Source organism: Herbidospora solisilvae (assembly GCF_009901565.1).
GTDB lineage: Bacteria > Actinomycetota > Actinomycetes > Streptosporangiales > Streptosporangiaceae > Herbidospora > Herbidospora solisilvae.
The window spans coordinates 291413-305880 of sequence record NZ_WXEW01000008.1 but is presented as its reverse complement, the minus strand read 5'-3'; the positions used below and the strand labels follow the sequence as shown (position 1 = coordinate 305880).

Below are 14468 nucleotides of genomic sequence, written 5' to 3'. Positions count from 1 at the left end.
CTAAGGGTCGGTGAAGGACAGCTCGGCAGGGGCGTCGCCGTCGAACGGGAGAACGAACCGGCGCGGCCAGGAGAGTACCGTCTCCAGCCACGCCGCCCCCATCGTGTGGGCGACGTGCCGGATGCGCTCCCGGGGTTCGACGCCGACCGCGACGGTGGCGATGTCGCGCTGGATGCCCTCGTGCTCGTCGTCGCCGAGGATGACCCGCCAGGCCAGCGGGCGGTTGCGGTCGACCTCCATCGACAGCGGATGGTGGCGTAGCGCCTTGGCCCGGTGGCCGAGCAGTTCGGTCCTGGTCTCCACGGCGAGCCCGCCGCCGTTGACCCCGGCGTGCAGGTAGGGGCGGCCGGAGGGGTCCGTACCGAAGAGGGCGTATTCCATCGCCGGGGCCGGGCTGCGCAGGTTGGGCGCCGGGTGGCCGTAGGGGAACAGCCGGTCGACCTCGTGGAGCCAGCGCATCTGCGGGATCACCCACGCCGGGCCGGGCTTGTCGCCGGCGGGCGAGCCGGCCAGCAGCCCGGCCGCGACCTCGGCGGCCTTCTCGGTGAGCAGGGTCGGGTCGAACCAGGTGCGCAGCGACCAGGCCCGGCGGGCGACGCTGCGCTCCACCAGCGTGGCCAGCAGACACTCTCGGCGGCGCGGCGGGAGCTCCGACCAGATGTCGGCCAGGATGCGCGGCACGCCCGGCAGCGACCGGTTGGCGACGAACGACAGGATGACGGTGTCGGTCCAGATCCGCAGCCACGCCCACTCGGGCGCGACGGCGAGCAGGTCCGCTTCGCGGACCTCGAAGAGCGTGCAGGCCTTTCCGGTACGGCACTCGCGCCCGCAGGCGGCCGACCGACGCCCCTTGATCGGCGGCGCCGGTGACTGGAGCACGCGCTCGCGGTCCTCCCCCAGCGGCACCTGGATGCGCAGCGGCCGGTCCATGCCGTCGGCGAAGACCGCCGCGAAGCCCGGCTGGAGCGAGACCACCTGACGCGACTGCTCCTCCGACAGGTTCATCGCCGCCCCGACGAGGAACCGGTCGTCTTCGGCCGGCAGCCGGTGCACGACCTTGAGCGCGGTGTTCTTGACGACGTCGGAGACCAGCTTGGTGGGGATCTGCTCGGCCACCACGATGCCCTCGCCGTAGGCGCGGATCTCGGCCAGCATGCCCGCGAGCAGCTCGACCGCGTGGGTGGAGGCCCGCTGGGCCCCGCGGTCGCGCAGCAGCCGGTGGGCCTCCTCGATCACGATGACGTGCTGGAGGCCGGTCGACTTCTGCTGGCGGGCGCGCATCCGCAGGTGCTCGACGATGCGGATGATGAGGGTGCCCATGAGGAACGCCTTGTCCTCGTCGTTGGCGACGTCCTCGATCGCGAGCACCACGTTGCGCTGGAGCAGGCCGCCGATGTCGGCGGGGTGGCCGCCCTCGAAGAACCGCCCGGCCGAGCCGACCCGCAGCGACCGCAGGCGCAACGAGATGAAGCCCTCGACGTCGGCCTGCACCTCGTTGCCGTAGCCGATCTCCTCGATGACCTCCAGGGCGTGCTGCTGGAGCTGTTCGAGGGTCGGCACCTGCGGCTGGACGGCCGCGCCCGGGATGCCGCCGCCGGTGACGACGTCCCAGCCGTTGGCCTCGTAGACCCGCTGGAGGGCCAGGGACATGATCTGCGGGAACGGTTCCTCGGCGTCGAAGGCGGCCATGAACAGGGCCCGGACCATGTCGATGTGGGCCTGCACCGGGTAGCCGGGCTCGGGGGCCAGCGGGTTGACGCTGAACGGCACGGCGTCGGGGGCCGACGGGTTGATCACGGTCAGCGGGGCCTGGCCTTCGAGGCGGCCGGCCATGGCGGCGTACTCGGACTTGGCCGGTTCGATGGCCAGCCACGGTATGCCCGCCTTGGTGAGCTGTTCGAGCAGGTGGCGGACGGTCTGGGACTTGCCCGACCCGGTCGCGCCGGTGACGAAGGCGTGCCGGTTCAGGGTCGCCAGCGGGACCCGGAAGGTGCCCACCGCCCGGTCCTGGCCGTCGACGATCGCGCCCAGGTCGAGCATGTCGCCGCCGGTCGAGTCGGCCTCACTCGTGACGTCGAAGAAGCCGGTGTCGAGGACCCGCACGCCCGGGACCTCGCGCCGGGGCAGCCCGGCCAGGGCCGCGAGCGCGCCCGCGGTGGCGGCGAAGGGGGCGGCGGCGCTGTCGGTCGGGTCCTGGAAGTTGACGTTGAGGGCCTCGGTGAAGCTGTAGACGGGCTCCTGGGCGCTCGGCCGGGCCGGGCCCGCCATCGCGCTGCGCAGCCGGTAGGGGTGGTGGCTCATCTCCACCGAGCCCACCAGGACGGGCGCGATCTGGCGCAGTTCCTCAGGGCCCGCCGCGCCCGCCAGGACGCGCACGTTCCACAGGCCCGCCTCGCGGAAGGCGTCGAGTTCCTGCATGCGGCGCTCGGCGCGTTCGGCGTCGTAGCGGGAGCGCTCGGAGGCGTCGCCGTACTGGCGGAGCACGTTGAGCTGGGTGCGGAGGTGGCCGACCTCCTGGTCGAGCAGGTCGGTCGGCTCGGCGACGACGACCCAGCCGAACGGGCGCGACATCAGCGTCGTCAGGGTCGACTCGAACAGGGTCGGCTGCTTGGGCTCGTCGGGCTCCGGCTCGCGCCGCCCGTTGAGCGGCGGGGCCTGGCGGCCCGGACAGGGCGTCCACACCAGATCGGCGAGGTCGGCGAGCCAGTCGTCGCCGATCTCGACGCCCCGCGCGCCGCCGGGGAACAGCAGCGGCTGCGGCCCGGTCGGCACCACCTCGATCGCCGCGACGGCCGCCCTGCGCGGAGCGCGCGGCGGGGTCAGCGGCCCGGCGTTGGTGATCAGTTCGAGCGGCGCCCCGGAGCCCCGGGACAACCAGCCGATGACGAAGGGCCGGTCGCGTTGCGCGGCGGACAGCACGGCGGGCAGCACGTTCACGAAGTCCCACTCGGCCGACGACGTGCGGGACGGAGCGGTGATCGCCTGGATCCGATACCACGGCCCGCTCAGGGGGAACGGTTGCATGAGACCCCTCTCTGCCAGGCTTTCACGGTCCTTTGCCGATCATGCTCACACATCCCCGTTGACGAACCTCTTACCGGAGTGAGCGTCAGGGTTTGCGCCAATCAAGGCGCGGCGGCGGCGGGCCGAGGTTCGGCGGGGGCGCCTTCTCGTCGGTTTCCGGCGGAATCACGGGAGGGGTCACGGCCAGCGACTTGACCTCCTCCAGCGTGGTCTTCGGGAAGGTCAGGATGGCCGGGTTGGCGTCGGCGAGGCGCACCTCGCGGCCGTCGGCGGTGGCGTGGGTGACGATCACCGAGGTGGTCGGGAGCTGCTGCAGCTGGTGGGGCTCGACCAGGAACTCCCGTGACCGCTGCATGACCCCCTCGGCGACCCTCCCGGCGCTGCGGCCCCACTCGGTCGACTCGGTGATGCCCTCTTTCAGGTCGCCCTCGGCCAGGGCCTCCAGCTCGGTACGCCCCTCGCCCACCGTCGAGGTGTAGGTCCCCCCCGCCCCGTTCACCACGGAGCTGACCGACTCGGTGAGCTGGGCCAGTTCGAGCCGGTGCTCGGTGCCGACGTGCTCACTGGCGACCCGGGCGTCTTCGGCGTTGCCCAGGCGCATGAACGCGACGGCGGCATGGCCCCGGCCGAGCCGCTCCCTGACGGTCGGGGTGAGGGAACGGTAGGTGAGGACCAGCCCGGTGCGCGAGGTCTCGCAGGCGTCCATGAGCCGGTCGAGGACGTCGCCGCGTAACTTGTCGGCCCCCGCCACGATGATCGTGTGGTACCAGGGCCGTTCGCTGGCCGGCGACTGCCGCAGGATGTGGGTCAGCGCGGTCGCCACGTAGGTGCCGAGCACCCGGTTGCCGAACACCCCGGCCTGGCGGTCCATGCTGACCACCCGCAACCGAGCCGGGGGCAGCCGCACGGCGTCGGAGCCGAGGGTCTCCAGCTTGCGCAGTTGCGACTCCAGCGCCCAGGCCCGTTCGATGACGACCCGGTCGGCCACGCCGCGGCCGAAGAGGGTGCCGATGCGTTCGAGCTGGATCGCGGTGAGCCGCCCCGACTTGAGGTCCTCGCGCGGGTCGCCGACCTGGGCCAGGGCCCGCAGCGCGGCGGTGACCTGGCTGATCGTGGCGGTCTCGCCGAGCACTTCCAGGACCCGTTCGAGGATCGCGTTGTCGAACCCGATGTCGCGGCTGGTCTCCTCGCTGACGCTGACCACGTGGGCCAGCACGTCGGCGAACGCCTCGGGCTTCAGCGTCGCCCCGAGGTCGAGCTTGGGCAGGTCGGAGGGGAGCACCCAGACCAGCGGGTCGTCGCCGCCGCGTTTGGCGAGCTGGATCAGGTCTTTGGCGATCACGCCCTCGGACAGGTCGAGCACGGTGAGGTGGCCGCCGCTGTAGAGGCGGGTGGCGCCGATCAGGGTGATCAGGGCCGACCAGCCCGGGAGGGTGCCCCCGGCCACGTCGACGCGGTCGATGTCGTCGGGGACGGCGACGGCGTACCAGCTGATCTGCTTGTCGTAGATCGCCTTGCGCTCGGCCCAGTCGCGGTAGCGGGCGGCGTGCTCCTCCTGGGCGCGGACGTTCTCGCGCTCGCGCTTGGCCCGGTCGCGCTCGGTCTGGGCGAGGCGTTCCTGTACGCGAAACCGGACCGCCTTGTTGCCCTGGTGGATGGCGTACGAGCAGACCCCGGCGACCCCGGCGGCGGCCAGCACGCCCATGCCCACGAACGGCCAGCCGATCACCCCGGCGAACCCGAGGCCGGCGACCACCACAGCGAGCCCGGCCACCACGTTGCGGAACAACTTGACCGGGCGGTTCAGGAGGTCTTCCTGTAGGCGTTCGTTGCGTAACAGTTCGGGGCCCGGATCGGGCGGCAGCTCGGCGTCGTCGCGCGGCGGGCGTTTCGGAGGCGGGCCGGGGTCGGGGTGCAGCAGAAGGTACTGCCACCCCAGGTAGATGCGGTCGGCGCGCAGCTCCGCGTGCTCGGGGTGCGCGTCGGTCAACCTCGCCATGGTCGCGCCTGGCCCCTCCGTATTCGTCGTAAGGTCAAAGCGTAGGAGCTAGGCACCCCGTCAGGGCAGGGTTCTCGGCATTCGGACGGGTTTCCCACCAAAGATAGGGACGATTGCGGCGGATGGGTCACGTGTGGGCGTACTACCATCCATTGCCATGAGTCGGCGACCGGTGCTCGTGCCCGTGGTGGCGCTGCTGTCCGTGTCCGGGCTCGGGGTGACCGCCGGCACGGGCGGGCTCGACACCGAACCCGACTCGCCTCCCAAGCAGTACCAGGCCGGCGCGACGATCGATCAGAAGCTCTTCAAGACCCAGTTCGTCAAGGCGGTCGACGTTGCCGAGGGCGACCGCCACGCGGTGGAATTAGTTCTCAAGGTCACCAACGAGGGCGACACGACCGAGAGCGTCGGCGCGATGGCGACCGGCCCCAAGGTCAGCCGGCACGGACGCCTCGGCTCGACGATCCTCAAGACCACCCCGCCGCTCGGCAAGCCCGACTCCTATCCGGAGATCGGCGTGTGGAGCCACGGCGTCCGCAGCTTCCAGCTCCACCCGGGCATCACCCACACCGTCGTCATCCGCTACGACCTGCCCGAGGGCGCCACTCCCCCCGAGAAGGTGACCGTCGACGTCGGCGGCTTCGTCGAGGAGCCCGTCAGCCGCCGCGACCCGCGCGAGCTCTGGCAGGTCGAACCGGACAAGGACCTGCCCACCGGCGCGGGCGACGAGATGGCCCTCATCGAGCCCAAGGTCATCGCCCAGGTCACCCTGCCGATCCGGCCCGAGGAGGCCTGATGGCCGGCTTCCTCCGCCGATTGGGCGCGCTGACGCTCGGACTGAGCCTCGCCGCCGCGGCCGTCTGCGCCCAGACCTTCGCGCTGGAGCCTGATCAGAAGAACGCCTACCTCACCACCTCGGGGGACTCCGGCGAGGAGGTCGACGCCGGCCGGTTCTCGGTGAAAGTGACCAAGACGGCCGTCGCGACCTCGGTCGACGTGGCCGACAAGACCATCGAGACGGGCAACCTGTTCCTCGTCGCGCACGTCTCCGCGACCTCCCCGGCCGAACCGCTCCAGTTCCGCCGCCACGAGGCCTGGCTGCTGACCGAGGGCGACAAGAAGTACGAGGTCACCGACAAGGTGGCCGACGATGCCATGCTCCTGGGCAAGTGGGTGCAGGCCGGCTGGTGGATCGACGCCCCGCTCGTGTTCGAGGTGCCCAAGGAGGCGCTTCCGGGGGCCGAGCTCGTGCTGATCACGCCGAACAACCCGCTGGTGGTCGACAACCTCGCCCCGGACGTGCAGATCGATCTCGGGCTGACCGGCGGCGAGTCGCCGGTCGAGCACTACTCGCTGGCCCCGGAGGGCACGTGAACCAGCAAGAGCCACCCCGCGACTGGTTTTCCCCGCCGCCGTCGCAGCCGACCGAGATCGACGACACGACCTATTCGGGACCGCTCCCGCCGATGATCCCGGCCTACATCCCGCCGCTGGCGCCGCCCAGCGACGTGCTGGTGTGGCCGCCACCGCCGCCTCCCCCCACACCGGAGGAGGACGACGAGGGCTTCTCGACCCAGCCCTTCCCGGCCATCGCGGCGGGCCGTCCGCTGCCGCGCCCCCAGCCGTCCTTCCAGGACCCGGAGCCCTATCCGCCGTTCCCCGACCCGCCGCCCGTCTCGGAGCAACCGCCGCCGCCTCCCCCGGAGCCGGAGCCGAAGAAGAAGGGCTGGGGCCGGTTCTTCGCCGGGGCCGCCGGTTCGGTGGTGCTCGCCGTCGGCGCGCCCGCCGCCGCCAACTGGTCGACCTATGTGTACGCCACCGGCGAGCCCGACACCGTCCACGTCGTCCCGGCGGGCGAGAGCTACGAGTTCGAGCACGTCGCCTGGCGGTCGACGATCGAGCCGATCCCCAACCCGGCGGGCGCGGCCGAGAAGCCCGGCCGCCAGTGGGTCAAGATCATGCTGACCCGCACCGCCCTCGACCGCGACGGCACGTTCCTGACCGGCGTGCCCGACGTCGAGATCCGCGACGGCTCCGGGCGCAAGTGGCGGACCGAGGTGCTCGAGAACGCCACCCCGCTCGACCCGTCGGACGACCAGATCGGCAGGGCGTTCCCGATCGAGATCTACGCCGTCGTGCCGACCGACGTGGCCGGCACGGCCGAGTTGTTCGTCCGGCCCAAGTCCTACCGCTCCGACACCCCGACCGAGGACCTGACCGACGACCTAAGCGCCGACCTCGACGTCCTCCGGTTCCTCCGTTAGCCGCTTGCGGGTCGCGGCCTGGTCGTAGGTGGCCGCGATCAGGCACATCGACAGGACGGTCACCAGCAGGTCGACCACGAACGTCGTCGGCACACTGGTGACGATCCACAGGTAGGGGCCGCCGGCGGTGGCGTAGTCGAGGAGTCTGCCCAGGTAGTCGCCGCCGACGTGGAGGCCGACGTAGAGCAGGGCGTACAGGCCGAAGAGGGCCGGGCCGCCCTTGGCGGTCAGGCGCAGGGAGTTGAGCAGCGGGATCCAGCGGGAGGTGAACCCCCCGGCCAGCTTGGCCAGGGTGACCTGGGTCCAGTTGTGGCTGCGCTCGACGCGGGCGCCGACGCCCTCCAGGCGGGTGCCCCTGATCGTGGTCTGGGTGTCTTCGGCGTAGGCGCCGTACACGAGGATGCCGACGGTCAGCCAGGCCAGCGGGAGCACCAGCGCGTCGAGGAGCAGCGGCCACACGTCGCCGAGCCACTCGAAGAACGGCGACTCGCGCACGTCCTCGGTGGCGTCGCTGACGCCCATGACGAGCGCCCGGTGCTCGATCCAGTCTTCGCGGAGTTTCAGGGCGGCGACGGTGGCGGTCAGGCCGTAGAAGACGAAGGCCAGTTCGCCGAAGGTGGTCAGGACGCCGGTGAACTTCCCCGGCTTGTTCTCGTGGCGGCGGCCGGCGAACCACTTGATCGCGTACGCGACGACCATGGCGGCGACCGAGATCCGCACGTCGAGGCCGGTCAGGCCGTCGCCGATGGTGCTCTGCACACCCTGGAGCTGGTCGACGAACTGCCGGTCGGGGTTGAGGGTGCGGTCGATGTTCTCGAAGTCGCGCATGTCCTGGTCGACCAGGCCCCAGGTCATGTAGAGACCCGCGAAGGTCAGGGCGGTGCGGTTGAGCGCCCCGAAGATCGTCTCCTGCGCCTCGTCGCCCGCGCGGCGGGCCCGCGTCTCGGCCAGCGCCTCCCGGACGGTGTAGAGCATGCCGACCACGGTCGCCAGAGAGACCATGACGACCAGGGTGAAGATGAACAGCACGCCCACGATGCGGAGCTGGTACCAGGAGCCGTGCGACAGGTGCGCGGCGGCGTAGAGCAGCGCCCAGCGCACGAACCGGCCCAGCGAGAACCACATGATCAGCGGCAGCGCGCACGACCCGGCGATCCTGAGCGCGTCGAGGGGTAAGCGCGCCGTCTTGGCGGACGTTCCGGACATCTTGCGCATGCTAGCGGTCAAGGAGCCGGAAAGGTCAAAGATCGGCCGTCCGGGCTGGTCAACGGCGGATATGCGGGAGGCGAGGTGGGACACTCCCTGAAGTCGTAGATCGGGGAATCAGACAGTGAGCGCGGAACGGGACGCCGGTCCAGGCCGGAGCCCGGGTTTCCTGCTGTGGCGGGCGACCCTTCGATGGCAGCGGGAGATCACCACGGCGCTGAAGACGATGGGGCTGACCCACGTGCAGTTCGCCCTCCTCGTCGACCTGTGGTGGTTCGACAGTCAGGGCGTCCGCCCCAGCCAGCGCGAACTGGCCGAACACGCCACCGTCGACGTGATGATGACCAGCCAGGTGGTCAGGGTGCTGGAGGTCAAGGGCCTGCTCGGCCGCGAGGACGACCCCGCCGACATGCGCAAGAAGGTGCTCGTGATCACCGACGAGGGCCGCCGGCTGGCCGAGCGCGCCGCCGGGGTGGTGGAGAACGTCGACCGCGAGTTCTTCAAGGTCGCCGGGGAGCACAACGCGCTGATCGACGTGCTGGAACAACTGGCCGGCGTCAACTGAAAAGCCCGGCCTCCTCATGGAGACCGGGCTTTCCCGATGCGGTTTAGACGGCGACCGCGAGCTGGGCGACCTCGCCCAGCTTGGCCTCGACCGCGACGTCCTTGGTCCGGCCGCCGCCCGCGATGATGCGGACGGTCCACGAGCCGGGGGCGGCGAAGAAGCGGAAGATGCCCTCGTCGGAGACGACGACCTCACCGGTGAACTCACCGGAGTGGTCGAGAAGGCGGGCGTAGGCGGTGCCGGCGCCGGTGACGACGCCCTGGATCACGGCCTGCTTGGACAGGTCGATTCCGGTCGGCAGCGCCACGGTCTGCTCGGGCGCGGCGCACCCCTGCTGGATGGTCGTCATCGGGCCTCTCCCAGTTCCACGGGCACGCCCACGAGCGAGCCGTATTCGGTCCACGAACCGTCGTAGTTCTTGACGTTGGCCTGGCCGAGCAGCTCGTGCAGCACGAACCAGGTGTGCGCCGAGCGCTCCCCGATGCGGCAGTAGGCGATGGTGTCCTTGCCGAAGTCGACCCCCGCGTCGGCGTAGAGGGTCTTGAGCTCGTCGTCGGAACGGAAGGTGCCGTCGTCGTTGGCGGCCTTGCTCCACGGGATGTTGCGAGCGGTCGGGATGTGGCCCGCACGCTGCGCCTGCTCCTGCGGAAGGTGGGCCGGCGCGAGCAGCTTGCCGGTGAACTCGTCGGGCGACCGGACGTCGACCAGGTTGAGCTTGCCGATCGCGGCCACGGCCTCGTCGCGGAACGCGCGGATCGACAGGTCCTGCTCCTGGGCGGTGTAGGTGGTGGCCTCCCGGTTCGGGACGTCCTTCACCAGCTCGCGGGAGTCGAGCTCCCACTTCTTGCGGCCGCCGTCGAGCAGCTTGACGTTCTCGTGGCCGTAGAGCTTGAAGTACCAGTAGGCGTAGGCGGCGAACCAGTTGTTGTTGCCGCCGTAGAGGACCACGGTGTCGTCGTTGGCGATGCCACGCGACGAGAGCAGCGCCTCGAAACCGGCCTTGTCGACGAAGTCACGACGGACCGGGTCCTGCAGGTCGTCGCGCCAGTCGACCTTGACGGCGCCGCGGATGTGACCCTTGTCGTAAGCGCTGGCGTCCTCGTCGACCTCGACCAGGACGACGCCGGGCGTGTCGAGGTTGGCCTCGACCCAGTCGGCGTCGACCAGTGCGGCGGAGCGACTCATGAATTTCTCCCAGGTTGTAGACGGCTGATGAGCGGTGGTGATGCGGGGGAAAGGCGGCCAGCAGTGCCGCTGCTGTCGCACCCAGGGCCGGAGGGACGATTCCAGAGGCGGGAACGATGCGAATGATGCCCAGGCCCCGGGACGTACCGGGGCGGAACCAGAGTGGTGTCGGCCGCGCCAGAGCGGGGGCCACGGGGATCGACCTGCATCGCCTGATGCTCCTGATGGGTTTCGCGTGATGCGGCTTCAGACGCCGCCGGAAATCACCCTCAGGCCATGCGACAGAGAGCCGTCGCGACGCGGCAGAAGTCAACCGCCCGCCGCTTCGTCAGCATCTCTGTCGTGGGAGTCATGGGCACGACAGTACCCTTTCGTCTCGCCATCTGTCACATGCCGTCCGATTGCTGAGACCCGCTTTGAGACACGCTGTCCAGGGTCAGGGCGAGGGCCGCGATGACGTCGGCTTTCCTGGGCTGCCCTGATGCCTTTTTCACGACATTTCCAGCACTGTCGAGAACTAACACCGTTGGGGTTTTCGTAACTTCATGGGCATGTACGAGGTCCAACCGCGACTCCGCGTCGACCTCGACGTGGCGGACCCCGGGAACGATCGCGGCGACCTCGGCGAGCACCCGCCGGGTGGCCCGGCAGGGCTGGCAGAAGGCCGTCGAGAAGTGCACGAGCGTCGCCCGCTCGCCCAAGGGCGCACCCAGGTCCATACGATCGGCAACCACCGGCTGCGACCGGGAAATTCCCGGTCAGCCGACGGGGATCGTGATGAGCGCGGTGCCGTTGGCGGCCCGCAGCTCGAACCGGGCGATCTCGGCGATCGGCAGGCTCGTCGAGCCGGGGAAGGTGGCGCCGTCGGCGTCGTCGGCCTTGACCTCCCAGCTCGCCACCGACGTGCTCGGGCCCTCCCGGGAGACCGCGACCAGCTCGGTCTTGGTGTCGACGGGCACGCCGGTCATGGTGGCGACCACCTCGGTGCCGCCCTCGCGCCCGGTCAGGTCGAGGCGCAGCGTGACCTCGCCCCGCGACCGCTCCAGCGTCATGGTCTCGGGCGCGATCTTGGTGGTGGCCGGTTCGTCGGCCTGGGCCGACTCGGCTGCCGGGCTCTCCTTGGGCTGCGGGGCCCGCGCGGCCTTGGAGGCCGTCGGCTCCTCGGCAGGAGCGACGCCGGTCTCGGCGGGGCCGGTACCCGCCGAGACGTCGTGCGGGGGCTCCTCGGTCATCATCGGCTGGGCCTCGGCGGCGACGTGGCCGCTCCGGTCCTGGGCGGTGGTGTCGGGAATCTGGGCCGATTCGGGGGCGCCCCCGGCGGCCGGGGCGGCCGTGGTGTCGGCGGCGCCGTCGATGAGCACCGCGCCGCCCCAGCCGACGATCGCCACGCCGGCGGCCAGGCCCAGCATCGTGCGGGTGATCCGGCCGCGCCTGCGGCGCTTGGCCGAGTCGGCCAGCAGCCGGTCGAGCACCGCCCGGGGCGGGGCCGCGGCGTGTTCGACGTCGGCGGCCGACACGCGGGCCAGCATCGGCGGCAGGCCGGAGAGCTCGGCGAGTTCGGCCGTGCACTCGTCGCAGGTGTCGAGGTGGGCCTCGACCATGGCGGTCTCCCGGGCGTCGAGGGCGCCCAGGGCGTACACCCCAAGAGAGATCTTGACGTCGTCGTGGTTCACGGCGCGAGCCCCCGCTCCTCCAGCGCCAGCTTGAGCGCGCGCAGCGCGTAGTAGGTGCGCGACTTGACGGTGCCCGGCGGGATGCCGAGCGACTCGGAGGCCTCCTTGACCGACTGGCCGCCGTAGTAGACGGCCAGCAGCACCTCACGGTGGTCGGGGCGCAGCGAGGCCAGCGCGTCGGCGATGGCCCACGACTCGACGGCCTTGTCGAGCTCGTCGTCGGCCGGGAGGATCGCCAGCGCCTCGTCGCCGGTCTCCTGCGGGCGGGACTTGCGCGCTCTGGCCTGGTCGACGACCAGGTTGCGGGCCACGGTGAACAACCAGGCCCGGACCGGGCGGTCGGCGATCGGGTTCTTCCAGGCCCGGAGGATGGTCTCCTGCACGATGTCCTCCGCCCTCCCCGGGTCACCCGTCAATCGCAGTACGTAACCGTAGAGCGGCCCGGCGTGGTCGTCGAAAAGGGCTCTCACCAGCTCCTCGTCGGCCGTCCCGGCTGCGCTCACATCCTCAGAACGCAACCGGCGGCGCTTCGGTTCACCGCGAAAGAGGGACATCGGTCGCAGTCGCGTCGACGACCAGTCCGCCCCCGGGGGCGGACCGGACCTCGTCGATCTTCAGATCGAGCGGGAGGCCCTGCACGGGCACGGTGAAGGTGATCAGGCGCTCGGCGTTGGGCACGGTGAACCCGCCCGCGATCGTCACCTTGGCCGGGGTGAGCCGCAGCACCCCGTCTTTGACCTCGATCTTCATGTCGGCGGTCACCGGCACCTGGTTGCCCAGCGCGGTCACCTCGCCCGAGACGCGGACGGTGCCGTTGCCGCCGCCGCCCTCGATCTTGATGCCGCGCGGGGCCCGCGAGTTCAGGGTCTCCTCGGAGATGGTCACCGTGCCGCTGACCCGCTCGGCGACGATCTTCGTGCCCGTGGCGTTCTGGATCAGGTCCATCAGCGGCGCCTCGACCCCATAGAGCGTCGCCTGCACGTCGCTGAGCCGGATGCCCTCACGCTGGATGTCGCCGATGTCGATGGCGATCTCCTCATAGCGCCCGCCGATCGCCTGGGTCAGGAACGGCACGCCCCTGACCTGCACGGTCGGCGGAGCGTCGAGATCGGCACTGGCCTGGACCTGCTTGGCGATCTCCCGCTGCACGCCGGCGACGGCCACGCGGTCGAGAACCACGGCCAGCACGACGAGCACGAGCAGCGCCACCACCAGCTTGCGCACCGCATCCTCCGTTGGCCGGGGGGTTTCGGATCAGCCTATCCGCCGGCAAACGGCGGCAAAACCTCAACCGTGGCACCTTCGGGCAGCTCCACGGTGTGGGGGTCGCGGGTGCCGGCCGGGTTCCCGTCGACCAGGAACGAGCACCGCGGAAGCACCCTGGCCAGCGCGTCGTTCCTTGTGATTTTGGTAACAAGCTCGCCAAGGGTTTCCGCGTCGAAAGTCTCCTCGGCGACTCCGGCCGCTTCCTTCGCCGCGGCCCAAAAGCGCACCGTTCCCGTAGCCATACGCCTCTCCAGCCCCAGATCCGCACACTCACAGTGAGCGTTTGGATACGGTGATTCTCCACGTGAAGTGCTGTTCACACGGTGGACGCACATTGGACGCAAAGTTGCTGTGGGCTAATCTACGAGCAACGGGACCTGGGCGACGTAGCCCCCGGGTCCTTACGTGTTTCTACGGCCCTGCCGTTGACGCGGATCGAAGGAGGCGAGCCTGTGATCGTGCACAGCGCGGTGCTCTCCCGGCGCGCCCGCCCGTTTGGCGAGGAGGCCTCATGAGCAATCTGCTTCTGCTGACCAACGCATTGGAACCGTCCGCCGAAGTCCTGCCGGCGCTCGGGCTGTTGCTCCACTCGGTCCGGGTCGCCCCCGCCGAGGGGACCGCGCTGCTCGACGCCCCGCCCGCCGACGCGATCCTGGTCGACGCCCGGCGTGAGCTCGTACAGGCCAAGAGCCTGTGCCGGCTGCTGCGGACCACGGGGATCGACTGCCCGCTCATGGTCATCGTGACCGAGGGCGGCCTCGCGGCGATGACCGCCGAGTGGGGTGCGGACGACGTGATCCTCGACTCCGCCGGCCCGGCCGAGGTCGAGGCCCGCCTCCGCATGGCGATCGGCAAGCTGTCGCTGGCCGCCGCCGAGGAGGTGCCCGACGAGATCCGCAGCGGCGATCTGGCGATCGACGAGGCGACCTACACCGCGCGCCTGCGCGGCCGGGCGCTCGACCTCACGTTCAAGGAGTTCGAGCTGCTCAAATACCTGGCCCAGCACCCCGGCCGGGTGTTCACCCGGGCCCAGCTCCTCCAGGAGGTCTGGGGTTACGACTACTTCGGCGGCACCCGGACCGTCGACGTCCACGTGCGGCGCCTGCGCGCCAAGCTGGGCGCCGAATACGAGGCGCTGATCGGAACCGTCCGCAACGTCGGCTACCGCTTCGTGCCCGACCGCGGCAACGAGATGGCCCAGGAACTGGAGTCCGCCCGCCGCTGATCGGCGCGTTCAGAGCAGGGAAAAGCCCCCGGTCGCCATCGACCGGGGGCTTCCTGGTGCT

General features: G+C 70.7%; 16 protein-coding genes. 5 read left to right on the top strand and 11 right to left on the bottom strand.

The features are described 5' to 3' along the window. Positions 1 to 3024 (bottom strand): ATP-binding protein, encoded by a 3024-nt coding sequence (locus GT755_RS27355; protein ID WP_161482481.1) that lies wholly within the window; start codon positions 3022 to 3024, stop codon positions 1 to 3. Between the two features lie 85 nt (positions 3025 to 3109). After that, the gene (locus GT755_RS27350) at positions 3110 to 5023 is read right to left on the bottom strand and encodes a hypothetical protein (RefSeq protein ID WP_235967392.1); all 1914 of its coding nucleotides are present in this window, start codon (positions 5021 to 5023) and stop codon (positions 3110 to 3112) included. A gap of 157 nt (positions 5024 to 5180) precedes the next feature. Here GT755_RS27350 and GT755_RS27345 point away from each other — a divergent pair, with 157 nt between their 5' ends. From GT755_RS27345 to GT755_RS27335, 3 genes are read left to right on the top strand one after another with little or no spacing between them, the layout of a single operon-like run. After that, on the top strand, positions 5181 to 5819 hold the full coding sequence (locus tag GT755_RS27345) for a hypothetical protein (protein WP_161482480.1): 639 nt from the start codon (positions 5181 to 5183) through the stop codon (positions 5817 to 5819). Then, positions 5819 to 6397 carry a DUF4352 domain-containing protein gene (locus GT755_RS27340; protein ID WP_161482479.1) on the top strand — a complete coding sequence of 193 codons (579 nt, stop codon included), beginning with the start codon at positions 5819 to 5821 and terminating at the stop codon, positions 6395 to 6397. The genes GT755_RS27345 and GT755_RS27340 overlap by 1 nt, the downstream gene beginning before the upstream one ends. Then, positions 6394 to 7287 carry a hypothetical protein gene (locus tag GT755_RS27335; RefSeq protein WP_161482478.1) on the top strand — a complete coding sequence of 298 codons (894 nt, stop codon included), beginning with the start codon at positions 6394 to 6396 and terminating at the stop codon, positions 7285 to 7287. Before GT755_RS27340 ends, GT755_RS27335 begins: the two co-directional genes overlap by 4 nt. Here the strand turns inward: GT755_RS27335 and GT755_RS27330 are convergent. Then, positions 7249 to 8493 (bottom strand): hypothetical protein, encoded by a 1245-nt coding sequence (locus GT755_RS27330; RefSeq protein ID WP_161482477.1) that lies wholly within the window; start codon positions 8491 to 8493, stop codon positions 7249 to 7251. The genes GT755_RS27335 and GT755_RS27330 overlap by 39 nt on opposite strands. A gap of 124 nt (positions 8494 to 8617) precedes the next feature. On the opposite strand from GT755_RS27330, the gene GT755_RS27325 reads away from it, so the two are divergent. Beyond that, on the top strand, positions 8618 to 9058 hold the full coding sequence (locus GT755_RS27325) for a MarR family winged helix-turn-helix transcriptional regulator (protein WP_285585559.1): 441 nt from the start codon (positions 8618 to 8620) through the stop codon (positions 9056 to 9058). Between the two features lie 43 nt (positions 9059 to 9101). On the opposite strand, the gene GT755_RS27320 is transcribed toward GT755_RS27325, so the two are convergent. From GT755_RS27320 to GT755_RS27290, 8 genes are all read right to left on the bottom strand, one after another. After that, positions 9102 to 9407, bottom strand: coding sequence for a DUF1416 domain-containing protein (locus GT755_RS27320; protein WP_202610564.1), 306 nt, complete (start codon positions 9405 to 9407; stop codon positions 9102 to 9104). After that, positions 9404 to 10243, bottom strand: a complete 840-nt coding sequence (locus GT755_RS27315) for a sulfurtransferase (protein ID WP_161482476.1) — start codon at positions 10241 to 10243, stop codon at positions 9404 to 9406. Before GT755_RS27315 ends, GT755_RS27320 begins: the two co-directional genes overlap by 4 nt. A 269-nt stretch (positions 10244 to 10512) precedes the next feature. Beyond that, positions 10513 to 10578, bottom strand: a complete 66-nt coding sequence (locus GT755_RS41640; protein WP_369408633.1) for a putative leader peptide — start codon at positions 10576 to 10578, stop codon at positions 10513 to 10515. A 51-nt stretch (positions 10579 to 10629) separates the two neighbouring features. Then, positions 10630 to 10944: a thioredoxin family protein gene (locus tag GT755_RS27310; RefSeq protein ID WP_407929424.1), complete on the bottom strand. Its 315-nt coding sequence runs from the start codon at positions 10942 to 10944 to the stop codon at positions 10630 to 10632. A gap of 57 nt (positions 10945 to 11001) precedes the next feature. Further along, a complete protein-coding gene (locus tag GT755_RS27305; protein WP_161482474.1) occupies positions 11002 to 11916 on the bottom strand; it encodes an anti-sigma factor family protein in 915 nt (304 codons plus the stop codon). After that, positions 11913 to 12419, bottom strand: coding sequence for a sigma-70 family RNA polymerase sigma factor (locus GT755_RS27300; protein ID WP_030451624.1), 507 nt, complete (start codon positions 12417 to 12419; stop codon positions 11913 to 11915). Before GT755_RS27300 ends, GT755_RS27305 begins: the two co-directional genes overlap by 4 nt. A 31-nt stretch (positions 12420 to 12450) precedes the next feature. After that, positions 12451 to 13140, bottom strand: a complete 690-nt coding sequence (locus GT755_RS27295) for an LmeA family phospholipid-binding protein (RefSeq protein WP_161482473.1) — start codon at positions 13138 to 13140, stop codon at positions 12451 to 12453. 35 nt (positions 13141 to 13175) lie between these two features. Then, a complete protein-coding gene (locus GT755_RS27290; RefSeq protein ID WP_062345258.1) occupies positions 13176 to 13424 on the bottom strand; it encodes a MoaD/ThiS family protein in 249 nt (82 codons plus the stop codon). Between the two features lie 269 nt (positions 13425 to 13693). Between GT755_RS27290 and GT755_RS27285 the strand changes: the two genes are divergently transcribed. Further along, entirely contained in the window at positions 13694 to 14407 is a 714-nt protein-coding gene (locus tag GT755_RS27285; protein ID WP_161482472.1) for a winged helix-turn-helix transcriptional regulator, read from the top strand. The last annotated feature ends 61 nt before the right edge of the window (positions 14408 to 14468 follow it).